General features: G+C 30.9%; 20 protein-coding genes. 17 read left to right on the top strand and 3 right to left on the bottom strand.

Going from position 1 to position 19,623, the window contains the following annotated elements; translation table 11 throughout:
* Positions 1 to 187: 187 nt before the first annotated feature.
* From B5F09_RS12720 to B5F09_RS12660, 13 genes are all read left to right on the top strand, one after another.
* Complete coding sequence (locus B5F09_RS12720) at positions 188 to 805, top strand: hypothetical protein (protein WP_087374617.1); 618 nt, start codon at positions 188 to 190, stop codon at positions 803 to 805.
* Between the two features lie 207 nt (positions 806 to 1,012).
* On the top strand, positions 1,013 to 2,551 hold the full coding sequence (locus tag B5F09_RS12715; protein WP_087374616.1) for an NEAT domain-containing protein: 1,539 nt from the start codon (positions 1,013 to 1,015) through the stop codon (positions 2,549 to 2,551).
* Positions 2,542 to 3,429, top strand: a complete 888-nt coding sequence (locus B5F09_RS12710) for a heme-binding Shp domain-containing protein (protein ID WP_087374615.1) — start codon at positions 2,542 to 2,544, stop codon at positions 3,427 to 3,429. Before B5F09_RS12715 ends, B5F09_RS12710 begins: the two co-directional genes overlap by 10 nt.
* Positions 3,407 to 4,297 (top strand): heme ABC transporter substrate-binding protein IsdE, encoded by an 891-nt coding sequence (gene isdE, locus B5F09_RS12705; protein ID WP_087374614.1) that lies wholly within the window; start codon positions 3,407 to 3,409, stop codon positions 4,295 to 4,297. The genes B5F09_RS12710 and isdE overlap by 23 nt, the downstream gene beginning before the upstream one ends.
* The gene (locus tag B5F09_RS12700; RefSeq protein WP_087374613.1) at positions 4,284 to 5,267 is read left to right on the top strand and encodes an iron ABC transporter permease; all 984 of its coding nucleotides are present in this window, start codon (positions 4,284 to 4,286) and stop codon (positions 5,265 to 5,267) included. The genes isdE and B5F09_RS12700 overlap by 14 nt, the downstream gene beginning before the upstream one ends.
* On the top strand, positions 5,257 to 6,018 hold the full coding sequence (locus tag B5F09_RS12695; protein ID WP_087374612.1) for an ABC transporter ATP-binding protein: 762 nt from the start codon (positions 5,257 to 5,259) through the stop codon (positions 6,016 to 6,018). Before B5F09_RS12700 ends, B5F09_RS12695 begins: the two co-directional genes overlap by 11 nt.
* 471 nt (positions 6,019 to 6,489) lie before the next feature.
* The gene (locus B5F09_RS12690; RefSeq protein WP_087374611.1) at positions 6,490 to 7,248 is read left to right on the top strand and encodes a TatD family hydrolase; all 759 of its coding nucleotides are present in this window, start codon (positions 6,490 to 6,492) and stop codon (positions 7,246 to 7,248) included.
* 11 nt (positions 7,249 to 7,259) lie between these two features.
* Positions 7,260 to 8,189: a G5 domain-containing protein gene (locus B5F09_RS12685; RefSeq protein WP_087298681.1), complete on the top strand. Its 930-nt coding sequence runs from the start codon at positions 7,260 to 7,262 to the stop codon at positions 8,187 to 8,189.
* Positions 8,190 to 8,307: 118 nt separating this feature from the next.
* On the top strand, positions 8,308 to 10,170 hold the full coding sequence (mnmG, locus tag B5F09_RS12680) for a tRNA uridine-5-carboxymethylaminomethyl(34) synthesis enzyme MnmG (protein ID WP_087298680.1): 1,863 nt from the start codon (positions 8,308 to 8,310) through the stop codon (positions 10,168 to 10,170).
* Positions 10,171 to 10,172: 2 nt separating this feature from the next.
* A complete protein-coding gene (gene rsmG, locus B5F09_RS12675) occupies positions 10,173 to 10,874 on the top strand; it encodes a 16S rRNA (guanine(527)-N(7))-methyltransferase RsmG (RefSeq protein ID WP_087374610.1) in 702 nt (233 codons plus the stop codon).
* Between the two features lie 8 nt (positions 10,875 to 10,882).
* Positions 10,883 to 11,650 (top strand): nucleoid occlusion protein, encoded by a 768-nt coding sequence (gene noc / locus B5F09_RS12670; RefSeq protein WP_087298678.1) that lies wholly within the window; start codon positions 10,883 to 10,885, stop codon positions 11,648 to 11,650.
* A gap of 24 nt (positions 11,651 to 11,674) precedes the next feature.
* Positions 11,675 to 12,037 (top strand): transcriptional regulator Spx, encoded by a 363-nt coding sequence (spx, locus tag B5F09_RS12665; protein ID WP_087298677.1) that lies wholly within the window; start codon positions 11,675 to 11,677, stop codon positions 12,035 to 12,037.
* Positions 12,038 to 12,056: 19 nt separating this feature from the next.
* Positions 12,057 to 12,551, top strand: a complete 495-nt coding sequence (locus B5F09_RS12660) for an AAA family ATPase (RefSeq protein ID WP_087298676.1) — start codon at positions 12,057 to 12,059, stop codon at positions 12,549 to 12,551.
* 23 nt (positions 12,552 to 12,574) lie between these two features.
* Here B5F09_RS12660 and B5F09_RS12655 read toward each other — a convergent pair whose 3' ends face one another.
* Positions 12,575 to 13,972 (bottom strand): M17 family metallopeptidase, encoded by a 1,398-nt coding sequence (locus tag B5F09_RS12655; protein WP_087374609.1) that lies wholly within the window; start codon positions 13,970 to 13,972, stop codon positions 12,575 to 12,577.
* Positions 13,973 to 14,024: 52 nt separating this feature from the next.
* Complete coding sequence (locus tag B5F09_RS12650; protein ID WP_087374608.1) at positions 14,025 to 14,834, bottom strand: MerR family transcriptional regulator; 810 nt, start codon at positions 14,832 to 14,834, stop codon at positions 14,025 to 14,027.
* A gap of 83 nt (positions 14,835 to 14,917) precedes the next feature.
* Between B5F09_RS12650 and B5F09_RS12645 the strand changes: the two genes are divergently transcribed.
* The 4 genes from B5F09_RS12645 to B5F09_RS15390 all read left to right on the top strand — a co-directional run bounded on the left by B5F09_RS12645 (position 14,918) and on the right by B5F09_RS15390 (position 19,376).
* Entirely contained in the window at positions 14,918 to 16,648 is a 1,731-nt protein-coding gene (locus B5F09_RS12645; protein WP_087374607.1) for an ABC transporter ATP-binding protein, read from the top strand.
* Positions 16,641 to 18,416, top strand: a complete 1,776-nt coding sequence (locus tag B5F09_RS12640) for an ABC transporter ATP-binding protein (protein WP_087298672.1) — start codon at positions 16,641 to 16,643, stop codon at positions 18,414 to 18,416. The genes B5F09_RS12645 and B5F09_RS12640 overlap by 8 nt, the downstream gene beginning before the upstream one ends.
* 460 nt (positions 18,417 to 18,876) lie before the next feature.
* On the top strand, positions 18,877 to 19,182 hold the full coding sequence (locus B5F09_RS12635; RefSeq protein ID WP_087374606.1) for a type II toxin-antitoxin system RelB/DinJ family antitoxin: 306 nt from the start codon (positions 18,877 to 18,879) through the stop codon (positions 19,180 to 19,182).
* The gene (locus B5F09_RS15390) at positions 19,179 to 19,376 is read left to right on the top strand and encodes a type II toxin-antitoxin system RelE/ParE family toxin (RefSeq protein ID WP_143357511.1); all 198 of its coding nucleotides are present in this window, start codon (positions 19,179 to 19,181) and stop codon (positions 19,374 to 19,376) included. Before B5F09_RS12635 ends, B5F09_RS15390 begins: the two co-directional genes overlap by 4 nt.
* A gap of 47 nt (positions 19,377 to 19,423) precedes the next feature.
* Here the strand turns inward: B5F09_RS15390 and B5F09_RS12625 are convergent.
* Positions 19,424 to 19,623 (bottom strand): ATP-binding protein (locus B5F09_RS12625; RefSeq protein ID WP_158095854.1); only part of this gene is annotated, 200 nt, incomplete at its 5' end.

The following is a 19,623-nucleotide window of genomic DNA, read 5'->3' as shown; positions in this document are numbered from 1 at the left end:
ATTCACTCCTTTACAGGAAAGAATTATATCAAAAAAGATTACCCTGATTAATGCAAAGTGTAACCACTTATCTGCAACAATTTGGGTAATCTTATTTTAACTTTTATATCGTGTTTTAAATACTTTTTATCAAGAAGGACTTTTATTAGAAAAAGGGAAAGGAAAACTATCTTGTCAGGGTTGTCAAATGGCAAAAAGATATAAGTACGACATTAATAAGTTATCGAAATGGCTCCAGGATAGTGCTGATTTTAATGAAGAACAAGCGTATCAAGAGGCTTTGTTATTAGTATTGACATTGAGTGATGAAACAAGACGGAAATTAGTAACTAATACTAGTAAAGAGAAATTATTCAAATTAATTGCAAATGTTAAAGAAATTAGTGGCGATATGCTTAGTGTTAATCTAGATGACGGTGAATATTCTTTTGCATTTACGGTGTATAAAAAAGATCGTGTGGGGATTTCTATGGCTAATGAAGGTTTTTATCATCCCGGTGTTTTAGAAATTAAACAAGGTTATGGTCAATTGATTCTTAAACCTAAAGAAGTTGAACATGTTTCGTTAAGTGGTAAGATGGTATTGAAAGGGAAATTGGAATCATTGAAATATGAAATTGAAAATCAATTTATATCAAGTCATTTTATTCGTGGTAATTTTGTTATACCGATCTCTAAATTACGGTTTTTTTATAGTAAGGAAGAAAGAATGTTACAAGCATCGATTAAAATTATAGTTAAAGTAGATGTCGGAATTATTCATATACCAGAAAATGAAGTGATTTTAACAATTATTTTTAAATAATGTTTCGTGGGGTACAACAAATAAATTATTTTAAAACAGTAAGATATTTTGTTATTTTGTTGCAGGATTGAAACAAAAAATGTAGTTGAAATGAGTAGAAATAATGTTAAAATTCCGTTATGGTTAGTTTTAACTAACTTAAAGGGAATATTTTTTTTGATATTTAAGTTAGAAAAAACTAACAAGTATATCTAAGAGGAGGAGAATATGAAAAAAATATTAAAAGTTGCATTAGTTTTAATGATGGCTTTTGGGATTCAATTAGCTTCATTAAATGGAGTTAGCGCTCAAGAAAATGGCACTTTACCCGATGGTAGTTACATAGTATCAACCGTTTTGAAGAATGCCTCAAATATTAATAATGATTCAATGGCGGCAGGAGCATTAGCTGATGAAGGAACTTTAGAAATAATTGATGGTAAATGGTATTTGATTGCTGAATTTAAAACATTAAGTATGTTTGGATTTTCAGGTAATGCCTCAAATATCAAATACTATGAAACAGATACTAATTCATCATTAAACGATGCCGAAGTTATTAGTTATCGAACTGATGCTTCAGGGGCTCAACAGGTTGAAAAAGTAAAAATACCAGTAGCCGTTGATAGTGAAGGTGTCTATATCCAGATGTATGTTGATGTGATGATGACGACAACTAATGCTTACATTCAGTTTAATACAGATGGAATTATTATTCCTAAACCAGAACCAGAAAATCCGGTCTATAATTTAGAAAATGGTAAATATGAAGTAGCTGTTGATGTTTTAAAAACGGATAGTGATGATCAATCTATGGCAGCTCAAGCAGTAAAAAGTGCAGTAGTAGAAGCTAATGGTGGCAAATTAGTTGTTACATTGGAAATGGGATCAGTAACAGTTTATGGTCAAACGGCCTATGTTGATAATATGGAATATCAATTAGCTGATGGGACATACAAAACAGCCGAAGTTACAGATTATGATAGTGACGGCAATGTTTCACAAATTAAATTTACATTAGATAAAAATACTAAATATACTAATGTAAAATTCTATTACGGTGGAAGTTCACGTGGTGCTGAGGCTAGATTATCTTTAGGATTAGATAATCCGGTATTGGTTGAAGACGATAAAGAAACTTCAAAATTTAGTAAAGATGGTACATATAATGTCAAAGTTGCATTGTGGAATGCGACTCAGGATAAAGCTTCAATGGCAGCAGAAGCAGTTGATGAAATGGCAACTGTTGTGGTTAAAGATGGTGTAAAAACAATGTATTTAACAACTAAAAAAATGTCATTTGCAAGTTTAGAAGCAGCATTACAAGAATTATATATTGGTTCTACTAGCGATAGTAATTATAAAGACAATATGGCTACTGTAGAAGCAAGAGACAATGAAGGTAATCCAGTATTATGGTCATTTGCTTTACCTAGTGAAGAAGAATTTTTCAATGTTGTTGTTAATCCCCATGTAGCAATGATGGGTAATGGGGATATTGATGCTCGTATTAAAGTGGATTATTCAACTTTAACATATGTATCTGCTTCAACTGAAGCACCAGTTGTAAAGGGTGATGATAATCAACCGACTACTGATGATTCTAAAACAGATACAACAGTACCTGCAACAGATAATAATACAACTAGTTCAAATAGCACAGCTGTAAAAACTGGTGATAATACAAGTATAGAATTAATGGGAGGATTATTAATTGTATCACTTGTAACTATGGGTTATTTAGTTAGAAGAAAATTATGGCAATAAAAAAGATTGTTTTAACACTGATTACAATTTTAACATTAGTAATCACGATTAAACCAGTTTTTGCCCTTGACGATGGAGCGTACTTAGTTGGACGCTCCACGTCTTATGTTAATCCTCATACTGGTTCACCAGAAGATGGTGGAACTAATATTGCTCTTGGCGAAAGCATGTGTTCAAATATTATTAGTAGTCAATTGTTATTAGAACAAACAGGTGGAAAATATTATCTTACTTTTGAAATTAATTTAGCTGATAATATTTCTAATTACAGCTTTAAAATTATGAATAGTAGTGGGAGTTTTCGTAATGCTAGTGCTAGTGAATTAAGTACTAGTACTTCAAATGCAAAACGTTTTAGAATCCAGGTAAACTCACCAAGTGAATATATTAGTCCGATTATTTATGTAGTACCAATGGGAAGAAATGTACAGTTTTTCTTCCAGGCTGATGTAAATTCAGCGACGCCTGGTACTGGGATGTATGAAAGTCAAATGGTTCCGGCAACTTCAAATAGTAATAGTATAAGTAATAACACTACAACTTCAAATTCTAGTACTGATCAAAATAATGAATCTAGTAGTAATGAAGAGAATGTAAGTCAAGAAACTGTTGTTACAAATACAACCGAAAACCAACAGGTTGGGACAATTAACAAAGAGTCATTGATGGAAAATGTTACAGGATTATCAAATTATATTATTGATGATGATGGTAAGGTGGATAAAGACGCCAAATTAACAGTTAAAAACCTAAAAAAAGATAGTAGGGAAACAAAAGAACAAACTAATAATTTACCAATGATAATTGGTGGAGTAGTGATGGTTGTTTTAATAGCTGTAGCAGGAGGAATATATTATGTTAAAAAAGTTAAAAAGTAGTTTATTAGCTTTAATATTAACTTTATCATTTGTTGGCTGTGTTGATCAAAGTGGTGCTAGCAATAATAATGATAAATTAACAATAGCAGCAACTTCTGTAGCAGTGACTGAAATTTTAGAAGCTTTAGAGATATCGGCTGATCAGGTTATTGGAATTCCTACAACTGAAGCTTATTCAGTACCTAAAAAATATCAAAATGCAACCGAGTTAGGGACTGCAATGGCACCAGATATGGAAACATTATCAACTTTAAAACCAGATTTGATATTAAGTCCTAATTCATTAGAAGGTGATTTGGCAGCTAAGTATGAAAAAATTGGTATTAGTTCATCATTTCTGAATTTAAAAAGTGTTTCAGGAATGTTTAAAAGTATTGAAGAATTAGGAAAGTTATTAGATAAAGAAGATAAAGCAGCTAAACTTGTAAATGAATTTGTTGATTATATGGTAGCATTTAGAGAAAAATATCAAAATCAAACTAGTCCCCGAGTTTTAATATTAATGGGGTTGCCAGGTGGTAGCTATGTTGTAGCAACAGAATCTAGTTATGTTGGTGATTTAGTAAGACTAGCAGGTGGGACTAATATTTATGGTAATGGTGATGGCCAGGATTTTGTAAATGTAAATGTTGAAGATATGTTACAACAAAATCCGGATATCATCTTAAGAACAAGTCATGCCTTGCCTGAGGAAGTAATGGAGTATTTTAAAAAAGAATTTCAAGAAAATGCTATCTGGTCACAATTTAGTGCCGTCCAAAATGGTCGTGTTTATGATTTAGATAATAATTATTTTGGGATGAGTGCTAATTTTAATTACCAAAAGGGATTAGAAAATCTAGAGGGAATTTTATATGGCACAAATTAAAAAACATCCTAAATTATTTATTTTAGTACTAATAGTAATATTATTTGTGAGTTTTTTTGTTGCTATTAATCTAGGAAGTATTCAGGTTTCCATACCACAGTTATTTAAAGGATTATTTATTGAATATGATAGTGAGGTAGCGAGTGTTTATACGATTCGGTTTCCACGGGTAATTGTAATGATGTTGGCCGGTGGAACTCTGGCTTTATCGGGATTATTATTCCAAGTGGTCTTAAAAAATCCTTTAGCTGATCCCGGAATTATTGGTATTAGTAATGGTGCTAATCTTGCCAGTATTTTAGCGGGGTTATTATTACCGCAGCTTTATAGTATTAACTGGTTAATAGCTTTTTTAGGTGGACTTATTACATTTGCAATTATTTATAGTTTGTCGTGGAAATCAGGATTTAAGACAACTAGAATTATTTTAATTGGTGTCGCAATAAATTATACGATCAGCGCGCTAGTGTCCTTGGTTGAAAGTTCATCAGCATCTTTGACAAGTCAGGCAACGGGAACGGTAGCTTTATATACTTGGCAAAATGTAACTGTTTTACTAGTTTGTTTATTACCAGTAGTGTTAGTTACTATGTTCATGGCTAAGGCTTGTAATTTATTGGCTCTTGAAGACAGGACTTTAACGACATTAGGAGTAAATGTTAATTTTTATCGATTTGGTTTGTCATTATTAGCAGTATTATTATGCAGCATTTCGGTTTCGGTTGTTGGGGTGATTGGTTTTATCGCTTTGTTAGTTCCTCATGTTTCTAGATTATTAGTAGGTTTAGAACATAAATATTTATTACCAGTTAGTTTTTTGATTGGGATGATTGTTTTATTGATTACTGATACGATTGGACGGGTTATCATGGCTCCTTATGAAATAGCACCAGCAATAATTATGGCTGTTATTGGAGGACCGTTGTTTATTATTTTATTGAAACGGAGTATTGATGTAAATGGAAGTTAATAATATTAGATTTAGTTATCATAATAAGCCATTTATTGATGATTTATCGGTAGTTTTTCAAGAAAATAAAATTACTTCAATCATTGGACCAAATGGCAGTGGTAAATCGACATTATTAATGTTATTGAGCCGGATTTATAAAAGCAATGAGGGTGTAATTAAGCTAAATGGCAAAAATATCTGGGATTATAAATTGAAAAATTTTGCTAAAAAAGTAGCAGTAGTTCATCAAAAGAATCAAATATATGGGGATTTAGATGTTAAGACAATTGTTGGTTATGGTCGATTACCATATCTTAGCTATCATCAAAGTTTGGGTGAAAAAGATTATCAAATCATTGATTGGGCTTTAGAAATAACTAATTTAAAAAAATATCAAGACCACCAATTGGCTAAATTATCCGGTGGTCAACAACAACGAGTTTGGCTTGCAGTTGCATTGTGTCAGAAAACACCAATTTTGTTATTAGATGAACCAACAACTTATTTAGATGTAAAGTATCAAATAGAAATATTAAATTTAATTAAAAAAATTAATCATGATTATAAAATGACTATTATTATGGTTCACCATGATATTAATCAGGCAATTAATTATAGTGATGAAATAGTAGCAATGAAAGATGGAAGGATTTTATTTCAAGGAAAACCTAATGATGTTATTAATCCTAAATCTCTAAAGCAGCTATATGACTATAAATTAGAAGTAATAGATCATGGTAATCAAAAAATAGTTTTAAACTATCAATAAAATAGTTTAATCATTTCTAAACCATAATTTACCATTATTTAAAGATATTCTTATAAAATCATGACTAAATTGAACGAAAATTATAGCTTATACTAACAGTGTAGTCAAAAATAATATGTTTTTTTCAATCCTTTCTCAAAAAAAGACTACTACTCTTTGGATATCTTTTCCCTGATATCTATAAAACAGGCAGTGTAAACTGTCTGTTTTTTTTGAATAATAGTAGCAGAATTGTCAAAAATTAGTTTATAAAATCGATTTACATTTTATAACTATTCTTGCTATAAATGGATTAAATATCCAAAAAATTTATGATTTGGCTAAAAAGTTTTGTTTGATTAAGGTTCAAAAAGAGAACTCAGTTATAAAAGTGTCGATTTTATCGTTGCTTTTTTAGCTGTGTTATGAAAATATCATTTAGATATTTGACAAATCTATATGATTTTGTTAATATACAGCGGAGGTGAATTTATGTACTTTGATACTCATTGTCACTTAAATAGTGAAGAATTATTTGAAAATCATGATATGTTTATTCAAAAAGCTTTGGATAATCAAGTGAATAATATGGTCGTTGTTGGCTATACACTAGAGTCTTCTAAAAAAGCTGTTGAACTTGCAAAACAATATGATTTTATATATGCAGCAGTTGGTATTGGACCAAATGACTGCTTAGATACAACTCAAGAAGATATGGACGAGTTGGAAGAGTACCTAAAAGAGCCTTGTGTTGTAGCTTTAGGTGAAATCGGACTTGATTATTATTGGGATACTGTTAGTAAAGAAAAACAGTTAGAGGTTTTTAATTGGCAAATGGAATTAGCAAAAAAATACCAAAAACCAGTAGTAATTCATTGTCGTGATGCTTATGAGGACACCTATCAAGTTTTAAAACGCAATGGACATCCAGGAATAATGCATTGTTATAGTGGATCGGTAGAAATGGCCAAACGCTTTATTGATATTGGTTTTTACATTTCGTTGGCAGGACCGGTAACCTTTAAAAATGCCCGAGTTCCTAAAGATGTGGCAGCAAATATTGATTTAGAGCATTTATTAATTGAAACTGACTGTCCTTATTTGACTCCTCACCCATATCGAGGTAAGTTGAATGAGCCTGCAAATGTTGTGTATATTGCCCAGGAAATAGCTAAGCTAAAAAACATGGAAATAGAAAACGTTGCAAGGGCGACAACGTTTAATGCCAAAAAAGTACTTGGTATTAAATAGGAGGAAAAATAATGAACAAAATTAAAGAGGCTGTTATTAAAGCAGACCCCCGTATGAAGGGGTTAGTTGTTGTAATGATTGCCTATATCGGGATCATGTTCGCTGTATTTAATGTTGGTGCGACTGATCAAATTGATAACTATGTGGAAACAATTGATGTAACTGTTGAAGATGGTAATACGGGACAAAAAGGATATTTAGTTAGACAAAACTCAGTATCTGATGTTCTTGATGAATTAGGTATTGTTGTTAATCCACAAGATATCGTGAATTTAGATTTGAATTATGTAGTTAATGATGGTGATTTGATTCAAATTACCCGCGTAAACGAAGCAAATATAGAAGAAGTAGTTGCTGTTAAATCCAATACAATAAATACAACAGGATTAGAATTGTTTACGACTAAAGTTGCTCAACAAGGGCAAGATGGCCAAGTAAAAAATACTTATCGAGTAACTTATCAAAACGGAAATGAAGTAAGCAGACAACTTATTGGTAGCGAGGTGATAAGTCCAGCTACTGATACAATAATTGAAACAGGTACTTTACAGGAGGGAGCTTACTTTACAGGACGATTAACTACTTATGGTGGTGATTGTGCTGGAGGTAATGGAACTTCTTCTAGTGGTATTAAGTTAAGTCCAATTTCTGGAGTACAAGGATCTAATAGTGCCAAATTAACATATAATGGGCGCTCATATTATTGCTTAGCAGCCGATCCATCAATTCCATTTGGAACAATTATTGAGATTTCTAATCATAATTTAAGTATTGAATCAACAGCCTATGGTATTGTTGTTGATAGAGGTGGAGCTATTAAAGGTAATAAAATTGATATCTTTAATGGAACTGAAGCTGGTAAATATTTCAGCGGTGGAACCTCAAATAATACCCAGTTTAAAATTATTTCAGTTGGAAGTGGCAAGAACTTCTGGAAATAGAAAGGTCAGCTATGTCTGATCTTTTTTTATTTCGATGATTTGGTAAATAAAATCTTTATAGTTTTAAAAATAGCGATTTTGTAGTACAATAGTAGACGACTTAAAGGAGGGAAAAATCGTGTATGATATAATTGTTGTAGGTGGTGGGCATGCCGGTATTGAAGCAGCTTTAGCACCAGCAAGAATGAAACAAAAAACAGTTTTAGTAACATCTAATTTTGATAATGTTGGCAGCCTTCCTTGTAATACCTCAATTGGAGGACCGGCAAAAGGAATTATTGTCCGGGAAATAGATGCTCTAGGAGGGCAAATGGCAGTAACTGCTGATAAAACATATTTACAAATGAAAATGTTAAATACAGCAAAAGGCCCAGGAGTTCAATCTTTACGTGGTCAAGCTGATAAAATAAAATATCCTCGCTATATGCAAAAAGTATTAAAAGAACAAGAAAACTTGGATATAGTAGAAGGAATGGTCGAAGATTTAATTGTAGAAGATAACACAGTTAAAGGTGTAATTTTAGATGATGGTCAAAAAATTATGGGTAAGATGGTCATCTTAACGACTGGAACTTATTTAAAAGCAGAAATTTTATGTGGTCATCAAAAACATCCTAGTGGACCTGATCAACAAAAAGAATCTAAATATTTATCAACTCGTTTAGCTAAGCTTGGTTTTAGAATTCAACGATTGAAAACAGGAACTCCACCACGAGTGGATATTAATAGTGTTGATTATTCAAAAACAACGTTACAACCAGGAACTGATGCTAAATTGGCTTTTAGTTTTAGAACAAAAGAATTTGTACCAATTGACCAACAAGTACCATGTTATTTAACATATACAAATGAAAAAACACATCAAATAATACGAGATAATTTACACAAATCAAGTATGTATGGTGGTATCGTAAAAGGAGTTGGACCACGCTATTGTCCATCAATTGAAGATAAGATTGTAAAATTTGCTGATAAAAAACAACATCAGATTTTTTTAGAACCAGAATCTAGAGAAATGAATACTATTTATGTTCAAGGTTTTTCTAGTTCGTTACCTCATGATGTTCAAGAGGAAATGATTAGAACGATACCTGGTCTAGAAAATTGTAAGATTTTAAAATATGCTTATGCTATTGAATATGATGCTATTGATCCTTTACAATTATGGCCTTCATTAGAAACTAAAGTAATTAAAAATTTATTTACTGCTGGTCAAATCAATGGAACTAGCGGTTATGAAGAAGCAGCTGGACAAGGATTGATCGCTGGAATTAATGCTAGTTTAAAATTACAAGGAAAAGCACCATTAGTTTTAAAACGTGATGAAGCTTATATTGGTGTTATGATTGATGACTTAGTAACTAAAGGAACAGATGAGCCATATCGAATGTTAACTAGTCGTGCTGAGTATCGTTTATTAATTCGTCATGATAATGCTGATGAACGTTTAATGAAATATGGCCATGATGTAGGTTTAATCAATGATGAGGTTTATGATGAATATTTAGCAAAAATGAAAGGTATTTTTGATGAAATTGAACGTTTGGATACAATTCGTTTTACACCAAAACATGAAATAAACGATTTATTAGAACAGTATAATTCAGCTCGTTTAACAGAAGGAATTAGTGCTAAGGAATTAATTAAACGCCCTGAATTAACATATGATATGATTTTGCCATTTGTTGATGGTCCAGAATTAAGTGAAGAACAACGTCGTCGTGTTACTATTTTGATTAAATATAAGGGCTATATAGATAAGGCAAAACGTCAAGCTGAAAAACAAACAAAGATGGAAGAAAAGAAAATTCCATCAGATATTGACTATGATCAAGTTAAGAATTTAGCTTTAGAAGCAAGACAAAAATTAAATAAGATTCGTCCTTTAACAATTGGACAAGCTACGCGGATATCTGGTATTAATCCTGCTGATATTTCAGTGTTATTGATTTATTTAAAACAAAAATATAATGAGGAATAGATATGAACGAACAAGAATTTATTAATCAACTGAAACAGCAGGGAATTGAATTAACTGCGTTGCAGATTGAACAGTTTAAAAAATATTATGAACTTTTAGTTGAATGGAATCAAAAAATGAATTTAACGGCAATTACTGATCAAGAAGGGGTTTATTTAAAACATTTTTATGATTCACTAACAATTGCATTTAATTTTAAATTTAATAATCAAAAGATAATTGATGTTGGTGCTGGGGCTGGCTTTCCTAGTATTCCTCTTAAAATAGTGTATCCTGATTTAAAGGTTACTATTGTTGATTCACTTACAAAAAGAATAACTTTTTTAAATCATTTATTTAAAGAATTAAAGTTGACAGATTGTCAGGCAATAAGTGCTCGTGCTGAAGAATATGCTAAAGATCATCGTCAGGAAGCCGATATTGTTATGGCAAGAGCTGTTGCTAGATTAAATATTCTTGATGAACTTTGCTTACCACTGGTAAAAGTAAATGGCTATTTTTTAGCTCTTAAAGGATTAAAAGCTAAAGAAGAATTAAAAGAGGCAAGTAATGGGATAAAAATATTGGGTGGTCGTGTTGACGAAGTAATCGATTTTACGTTAACTAATGATGATCATCGAAGCAATATAATTATCAAAAAAGTTAAAGCTACTCCAGGTAAATATCCTCGAATGTTTAGTAAGATAAAAAAACAGCCTTTATAGGAGAGAATATGTTAGAGAAAGTATATAAACAAATAGATATTGAAAAAATCAAAGCTAATGAAAATCAACCAAGAACAATTTTTGATGATGAAAAAATTGCTGAATTGGCTACGTCAATTAAAGAAAATGGTTTGATTCAGCCATTGATTGTTAGAAAATACAATCGAAATTATCAAATTATTGCCGGTGAACGTCGTTATCGTGCATGTAAACTAGCTGGTTTAAAGACAGTACCATGTATTATTAAAGATATTGATGATAAACAAATGGATACTTATGCAATTATTGAAAACATCCAACGAGAAGATTTAACACCAATTGAAGAAGCTAATGCTTATAAAACATTAATCGATACTTATGGTATGAGCCAAACTGAACTAGCTAATAAAGTTGGTAAAAAACAATCAACGATTGCTAATAAACTTAGATTATTAAAATTAAGTGATGAAGTAAAAGATGCTTTAAAATCTAAACAGATTACTGAACGTCATGCTCGAGCAATGTTAAGTTTACAGCCAGAAAAACAAGAAGAAGTCTTACATGAAGTTATTGATAAATCATTAAATGTAAAGCAAACAGAGACTTTAATTAATAAACCGCCAAAAATTAAGAAAAAAAATAAAGGAACTGTTAAAGCTGTTTCACGAAATTTTAAGATTGCTATTAATACGATCAATCAAGCAACTGATTTAATTTTAAAATCAGGGGTCGAAGTAACTAGTGAAACAGAAGAAAATGATGATGAATATGTTATTATCTTACGTGTAAAAAAATAAACTTTGTTGGGATGGGGGAATTTGATGATTAGAGTTTATACTACACCAGCTAGCCAATCTTGTCGAAAGGTGATTGCCTGGTTAAAGGAACATAATCTCAGCTTCATTGAAAAAAATATTTTTTCATCTGATTTACATACTAGTGAGATAAAAGAGATATTAGAACGTTGTGAAAACGGAACCGATGATATTATTTCTAAAAATAGTAAAGTTTTTAAATCAGCAACTGTTGATTTAGAAAGTATGAAGATGGAAGAGTTGATTGCTTTTATTAAAGCTAATCCTTCTATTTTAAAAAGGCCGATTATTATGGACGAACACCGTTTTCAAGTAGGGTATAATGAAGAAGAAATAAGAACTTTTATTCCTAGAAGGTTAAGAAAGTAAGCTTAAGGAGTATTAGAAAATGAAAAATATTTATATTATTGGCGGGACAATGGGGGTTGGTAAAACAACTATTTGTCAAAAGCTAAAACTAAAGTTGGCCAATAGTGTTTTTTTAGATGGTGATTGGTGTTGGGATATGAATCCATTTCAAGTCACTGAAGAAACTAAAAAAATGGTAATTGATAATATTTGTTACCAGTTAAATAATTTTATTGGCTGTTCAGTATATGAGAATATTATTTTTTGCTGGGTAATGCATGAACAAAGTATTATTGATCAATTACTTGCAAGAATTAATACAGATAATTTAAATGTTAAAGTTATTTCGTTAGTTTGCAATGAAAAGGCACTAATTAAAAGATTACAAAAAGATATTGATCAAGGTATTAGAACAGAAGATGTATTAACGAGAAGTCTGGCTCGAATTAAGCTTTATGAAAAGCTGGATACGATAAAAATAGATGTCTCTAATTTATCAGTGGATGAAGTAGCTGCTAAAATTTGTGCATTATAAAACAGGATTTTTCAATCCTGTTTTTAGTTTGCAGCAATAAAATTAACAACACTACGAATCATTGCCCCAGTTGCTCCGGTACCGTCATTATCAGCAGTTCCGGCAATATCTAAATGGATCCATTTAACATCATCGTTTACAAAAGCGGCTAAAAAGTTCGCAGCAACACTAGCACCTGCACCAGGTTTACCAACTGAATTTTTAAAATCAGCACTATTAGATTTTAATTTATCAAAATATTCTTTAGCGATTGGTAAACGCCAAGCTTTTTCATCACTTTGTTTAGCACATTGAGCAAATTTTTCATAAAAATCATCATCATTACTAAAGACACCAGTATATAAATCACCTAAAGCAGCAACGCAAGCCCCAGTAAGAGTAGCTAAATCAATTAATTTAGTTGCACCTAATTGTTGAGCGTAAGTAATAGCATCAGCTAGTATTAAGCGACCTTCAGCATCAGTACTAACAATTTCGACAGTCTTTTTAGCAAGAGTTGTAATGACATCTTGAGGTTTATAGGCCCCACCATTAATTAAGTTTTCTGTTGTTGGTATAATACCGTAAACATTTGCTTTAACTTGGTTGGCAGCAAGAATTTGCATGATTCCTAAAACATCAGCACCACCACACATATCATATTTCATACCATAACTATTCTTTTTTATATTATAACCACCAGAATCAAATGTAATTCCTTTACCAATTACTGCGCTATAAGGTCCTGTACCATTTGTGTATTTTAAACAGATTAAGTAGGCTGGAATATCACTACCTTTATTTACTGATAATATTCCACCAGCATTCATTTTTTCAAGATCATCTTTATCTAAGATTGTACATTCCATGTTGTATTGTTGTGCTAATTTTTTAGCTTCTTTAACTAAATCATATGGAGTCATTAAATTAGATGGTAAATCACTAATTTTACGAGCATAGTTAATACCATTTCCTAAGTTAATTCCCTTATTGATTGCTTCTTTAAGATCATTTTGACTATAAATGATATCAATTGGTGAAATTTTATGTGGTTCATGACCAATTTTTTGTTCTTGATATGCTTCGATTAAGTAGCTTTCAATAAATGTTGTAGTAATAGTATTAATATCTAGTTTTGAAGTTTCAATTTCTTCAAGATAGATTACAGATGGTTTATCAGTTTTAATTTTTTTAGCAACATCTCTGATTGTTTGAGTAGTTACTTTATCTTTACTACCTAAAGAAATAAATGTAATTGTGTCAAAATTAAAATTATTTAAAGTGTGAATAGTTGTAGTTTTTAAGTATTCTTTGTTAATAATACTATTAAGATTACAGTTTAATGTATCCGTTATTTGAACATTGATTTCTTGTTCTAAGTAGATTGGATAGATTAGATTTTTATCTAATGATTTTAAATCAATATTTTTAATTTGTTCCATATTATACCTCCATATCAATAGCCTATCACTTTTAAAAGTTAAAGTAAAATATTTATTGTTCAAGTTCGATCGTTATACGGGTTAAATAATTATCGGGTGAGGCTTCACTAATATCAAATATTATATATTCTTCATAAGCATATTTACCAAGTTTGATTTGATGAGCATCAGCATATTGAATGATACGTTGATATGAGTCATTTAATCCATCATAATTACCATGATGATAGCCGCATAAATAATTACCTGCTTTTTTTTCAAAAGTATTAGGACCCAAGTGGCTTGTTGTAGTAAATAAATAAGAATAATTAGCGGTTTGATTTTTATAAATATTTTCAACTTTAGTCATTATCCCTACAAATTCGCCGGTCATTACCTGATTATTTTCAATAAATGATGTGTAATCATTCATAAAACCAGCAAAGTCTTTTGAAGTACTGTTTTCTAAATTAGCTGATAAAATTAGATTACTTTTATTAAAATGAACTATTTTAATTTCATCATAATCAACTGTTAATGCTTCATTGGTGTATTGCTTAAATCTGGTAATCATTTCATGAATATGTTTTAGTTCTTCGATTGATTGTAGTAATTTTGCTTCTTGCTGGGTTAATAATTCGGTAAACAAAATAGGGTTTCGTTGATCTAAGTATATTTGAATATCTTTTAGTGACATTCCTAATTTTTTTAAAGCAATAATAACTTTAAATGTATCATATTGACGATAGGAATAAAATCGATAACCCTTTTCATTAATGTAGATTGGTTTAAATAAACCAATTTCATCATAATGAAATAAAACATGTTTTTCGACACCACAGATTTTTGCAAAAGCACCACAGGTAAAGAGTTTTTCTTTCATTGTTATTCTCCTCTTGACTATAAGGTTACCTTATAGTTTATCATATTGTTATCTCTAGCACAATATCAGGAAAGGAGAAGGAAATGCGATTAATATTAAAGTATTTAAAGAATTATAAACTATTATTCTTTTTTAATGTGATTTCTGTATTTGGATTTGTATTGGTTGAACTAGGCATACCTACAATTGTTGCGACAATGATTGATGTTGGTGTATCTAACCGTGATTTAAATTACATTTATATGATGGGAGGATGTATTTTACTTGTATCAATTATTGGTGTTGCAGGGACAATTGCTTTAGGTTATTGCTGTGCTAAAATATCGACTTCGATTACTAGGGATATGCGAAATGATATTTTTAAAAAAGTACAACAATTTACAGCTAATGAATTTAATCAATATGGGATTTCATCAATGATTACTAGAACTAATAATGATGCTTTTCAAATTCAACAGTTTGTAAATGTATTACTTAGAACGGCATTGATGACGCCAATAATGTTTATTTTTAGTTTTATTATGACTGCAAGAGCATCATTACCTCTTTCATATATAATTGCCGGAACGATTCCTTTAATTATTTTAGGGGTATTTGCTGTTGCCAAAGTTACTAAACCGATTTCTGAAAATCAACAACGTTCTTTAGATGATTTAAATCGAATTTCAAGGGAAAATTTAAGCGGGATAAGAGTAATTAGAGCTTTTGACAATGATCAATATGAACAAGAACGGTTTGATAGAACTAATCATAATTTTACAAATTTTTCTAAAAAATTATTTAAAATTATGACAATGACACAGCCAATATTTTTTATGTTGATGAATATCGCTGGCTTATTAATATATTGGGTAGCGGCGCATTTAATTGCTAATGGTAACTTAGAAATAGGGCAATTAGTGGCATTTATGGATTATTTATTTCATGCGATGTTTTCTATTATGTTATTTTGCACTGTGTTTATGATGTACCCACGGGCTGAAGTTTCTGCTAAGCGTATTGAACAGATTTTTGAAACTGATTCTTTGATTAAAAATAATCCCCAAGATGATAAAGAGGAAGATGATGCTAGCATTGAATTTGATAATGTTACCTTTGTTTATCCAGATGGTGAAGAACCAGTTTTATCAGATATTAACTTTAAAGCTAAAAAAGGTGAGATGGTTGCTTTTATAGGAAGTACCGGTTCAGGAAAAAGTACGTTAGTAAATCTGATACCACGGTTTTATGATGTTACTAATGGGGCAATAAAGATCAATAATAAAGATATTAGAGATTATGATCTTTTAGATTTACGTGATCATTTAGGGGTTATTCCACAAAAGGCAATTTTATTTAGTGGTACTATTAAAGATAATATCCGATTTGGTAAAAAAGATGCAACTGATGATGAAATTGAACATGCAGCTAAAATTGCGCAAGCTTATGATTTTATCATGGCTAAAGAACATGGTTTTGATGAAGAAATCAGTGAAGGGGCAACAAATGTTTCTGGTGGGCAAAAGCAAAGATTAAGTATTGCTCGGGCTTTGGTTCGTAAAGCTCCAATTTATATTTTTGATGACTCTTTTTCAGCGTTGGATTTTAAAACTGATGCTATTTTAAGAAAAGAGTTAAAAAAGGAAATGAGTAATTCAATCATGCTTGTAGTAGCCCAAAGAATTTCCAGTATTATGAATGCTGATCAAATCATTGTTTTAAATGAAGGAAAGGTTGTTGGACATGGGACCCATCAACAGTTATTAAAAGAATGTAAGATATATTATGAGATTGCAATTTCTCAATTAAGTGAGGAGGAATTGGCACATGAATAAAAAATACGGTTTTAAAAAGACGATAATGGGATTAGTGCCATTTATTAAACCATATAAGTGGCAATTTATTATCGCTATTTTAATGATTTTGGTATTTAATATATCAATGGTTTTAGCACCAAGTTTTGAAGGGATGATTACTACACAGTTAGCTAATGATGTTGCTAAAAGTAGTGGCTTAGCTAATATTGCTATCGATTTTGGTGCGGTATTAGAAATTGTTGTTTGTTTATTAATAATTTATGCTTGTAAAACAATTTCTCAGATTATTTCTGTTATCTTTTTGACTAATGCCATTCAAAATGCAATGCAGGATTTAAGAAATGCTTTACAAAATAAGATTAGAAAGTTGCCAGTTCGTTATTTTGATAATCATCATTTTGGTGATGTTTTAAGTAGAATTACAAATGACGTTGATGCTATTTCTAATGCCTTACAACAAAGTTTTACTCAGATAGTTAGCGGTGTTTTAACAGTGACACTTGCTTTATCAATGATGTATATGATCAATGTCCAAATGGCATTAATTGGAACATTGATAATTCCTTTATCACTATTAGTTACTAAATTAGTAGTTGGTAAAAGTCAAAAATTATTTAAAAAACAACAAAATGCTTTAGGTGATTTAAATAGTGCTATTACAGAAATGTACACTGGATATAATGAAATATTGCTATTTAATCAACAAGAAGAATCAATTGATAAATTTAAACAAATTAACGAGAACTTAAGAACTAATGCTTTTAAAGCCCAGTTTGTTTCTTCAACGATTGCGCCATTAAATTCTTTAGTTACATATTTATCAATTGGGGTAATTGCTATCATGGGAACAGCTAATGTAATTGCTGGAACTTTTATGGTTGGACAATTACAAGCATTTATCCGTTATATTTGGCAAATCAATGATCCATTATCACAAATTTCTAATTTATCAGCTCAAATTCAAGCTGCATTCGCTGCTTTAGGTAGGGTCATTGAATTATTAAATGAACAAGAAGAAGTACCAGAAGCTAATCCACCTAAACATATTGAAAATGTTCAAGGCAATGTGACTTTTGAACATGTTAAATTTGGATATTATGATAATTTATTGATCAAAGATTTTAATGTAGAAGTAAAAAGTGGCCAAATGGTTGCCATTGTAGGTCCTACTGGAGCTGGAAAGACAACAATTATCAATTTATTATTACGTTTCTATGATGTTAAAGGCGGAAGCATTAAAATTGATGGTGTTGATATTCGTGATTTAAAACGTGGCGAACTACGTTCAATGTTTGGAATGGTATTACAAGATACTTGGTTATATTCAGGAAGTATTTATGATAATATTCGTTATGGTCGTTTAGATGCGCGAAAAGATGAAGTTATTAATGCTGCCAAAATGGCCAATGTTCATCATTTCATTAGAACTTTACCAGATGGTTATGATTCAATGATCAATGAAGAGGCTAATAATATTTCCCAAGGTGAAAAGCAGTTATTAACGATTGCTAGAGCTATTTTAAAAGATCCACAAATTTTAATTTTAGATGAAGCAACTTCATCAGTAGATACCCGATTAGAAAAAATGCTTCAAGAAGCAATGCACCGTGTTATGGAAGGGAGAACAAGTTTTGTTATTGCCCATCGTTTATCAACAATTAAAAGTGCTGATTTAATTTTGGTAATAAATAATGGTGATATTGTAGAAAAAGGTACTCATGAAGAATTGTTGGCAAAAAAAGGCGCTTATGAAAAGCTATACAATTCGCAATTTAATCATGAATAATTTTTATACGATTCTTAAAAGTAGGTGTTATCTACTAATAAGAATCGTTTTTTTTGTTGTGGAAAAAACAACTAAAAATTCTGATTGTCCGCTAAAATACTGTACTTATCAGCACATCAGTATTGAAAAGATTAAAATTGAACATCACAAGTAGATAATGGAATGTCGATATTGTCGTTCTTTTTCTATTTCCAGCCGTTTAGAAATAGACGGTTTTTTCTATATCCAAACGAAAGGAGAATTATAAAAGCTATGAAAAAGATATTGAAGCGATTAATCACATGCTTCCTTGTGATTGCTCTAGTCGCTGTCGGGCTGACGTTCAATGATTTTGGTGTCAAGGACATGTTGTTGCAACTGTTCAACAATTATCGAAGTGTAAGAAATAATGCATTGCTGTTGTGCGGACAATTGTGTATAATAAAGAAAAAGATATGCACGAGAAAGGAGTGTTGTTATTATGGCAAAGTCAGCAAATTTATATGTGAGAATAGAGCCTGAAATCAAAGAGCAGGCTGAAAAAATCCTATCCACACTGGGTATTCCTGCTTCTAATGCTATCAATATGTTTTATAAACAGATTATCTTACAGCGAGGACTTCCCTTTGAATTAAAAATCCCAGATAGAACGCCCGCAGACATAAGTACGTTGGAAACAGATAAATTGCACGCAGAGCTGAAGAAAGGGTATGCGGATATGAAAGCTGGTCGAACCAAAGACGCAAAAACGGTTTTTGCTGATATTCGCAAAGATTATGGTTTATGATTTTTAATGTAGTTACATCCATACAGGCTGAGGAAGATTTACGAGGGATATTTGAATATATCGCTTTTGAATTTTTATCGCCGGAAAACGCAGAAAAGCAACTGGAACGTCTGGAAAGGCAGATATTAAGTTTAGATGAAATGCCGGAACGTATAAATGTCAATATAATTTTGTACAAAAATGATCATTTATGATGTACAATTGTGTTCCTTCTCAATATAATCAAGAGCATTTTTAAGTATTAGGATTCCTCTTCATTTGGCTTCATTTGATCTTTTAATCGATAGGATTTACCCGTTATAGTTACCACGTGCGCGTGATGAAGGATTCTATCTAAAATAGCGTTTGCCATGACCACATCACAGAAGACTTCATCCCACTCACTAAAATTGATATTTGTAGTTAATATCGTGCTTCTTTTTTCATAACGTCTATCTATCA

This window comes from Erysipelatoclostridium sp. An173, assembly GCF_002160495.1.
Lineage (GTDB): Bacteria > Bacillota_I > Bacilli_A > Erysipelotrichales > Coprobacillaceae > Thomasclavelia > Thomasclavelia merdavium.
Note: the sequence above shows the minus strand (reverse complement) of the source record. Positions and strands in the feature narration are given on the sequence as shown.

Coding starts and splice junctions, on each gene's coding strand:
- B5F09_RS12720 (WP_087374617.1), top strand. CDS start 188: ATGGCAAAAAGATATAAGTACGACATTAATAAGTTATCGAAATGGCTC.
- B5F09_RS12715 (WP_087374616.1), top strand. CDS start 1,013: ATGAAAAAAATATTAAAAGTTGCATTAGTTTTAATGATGGCTTTTGGG.
- B5F09_RS12710 (WP_087374615.1), top strand. CDS start 2,542: ATGGCAATAAAAAAGATTGTTTTAACACTGATTACAATTTTAACATTA.
- isdE (WP_087374614.1), top strand. CDS start 3,407: ATGTTAAAAAAGTTAAAAAGTAGTTTATTAGCTTTAATATTAACTTTA.
- B5F09_RS12700 (WP_087374613.1), top strand. CDS start 4,284: ATGGCACAAATTAAAAAACATCCTAAATTATTTATTTTAGTACTAATA.
- B5F09_RS12695 (WP_087374612.1), top strand. CDS start 5,257: ATGGAAGTTAATAATATTAGATTTAGTTATCATAATAAGCCATTTATT.
- B5F09_RS12690 (WP_087374611.1), top strand. CDS start 6,490: ATGTACTTTGATACTCATTGTCACTTAAATAGTGAAGAATTATTTGAA.
- B5F09_RS12685 (WP_087298681.1), top strand. CDS start 7,260: ATGAACAAAATTAAAGAGGCTGTTATTAAAGCAGACCCCCGTATGAAG.
- rsmG (WP_087374610.1), top strand. CDS start 10,173: ATGAACGAACAAGAATTTATTAATCAACTGAAACAGCAGGGAATTGAA.
- noc (WP_087298678.1), top strand. CDS start 10,883: ATGTTAGAGAAAGTATATAAACAAATAGATATTGAAAAAATCAAAGCT.
- spx (WP_087298677.1), top strand. CDS start 11,675: ATGATTAGAGTTTATACTACACCAGCTAGCCAATCTTGTCGAAAGGTG.
- B5F09_RS12660 (WP_087298676.1), top strand. CDS start 12,057: ATGAAAAATATTTATATTATTGGCGGGACAATGGGGGTTGGTAAAACA.
- B5F09_RS12655 (WP_087374609.1), bottom strand. CDS start 13,972: ATGGAACAAATTAAAAATATTGATTTAAAATCATTAGATAAAAATCTA.
- B5F09_RS12650 (WP_087374608.1), bottom strand. CDS start 14,834: ATGAAAGAAAAACTCTTTACCTGTGGTGCTTTTGCAAAAATCTGTGGT.
- B5F09_RS12645 (WP_087374607.1), top strand. CDS start 14,918: ATGCGATTAATATTAAAGTATTTAAAGAATTATAAACTATTATTCTTT.
- B5F09_RS12640 (WP_087298672.1), top strand. CDS start 16,641: ATGAATAAAAAATACGGTTTTAAAAAGACGATAATGGGATTAGTGCCA.
- B5F09_RS12635 (WP_087374606.1), top strand. CDS start 18,877: ATGGCAAAGTCAGCAAATTTATATGTGAGAATAGAGCCTGAAATCAAA.
- B5F09_RS15390 (WP_143357511.1), top strand. CDS start 19,179: ATGATTTTTAATGTAGTTACATCCATACAGGCTGAGGAAGATTTACGA.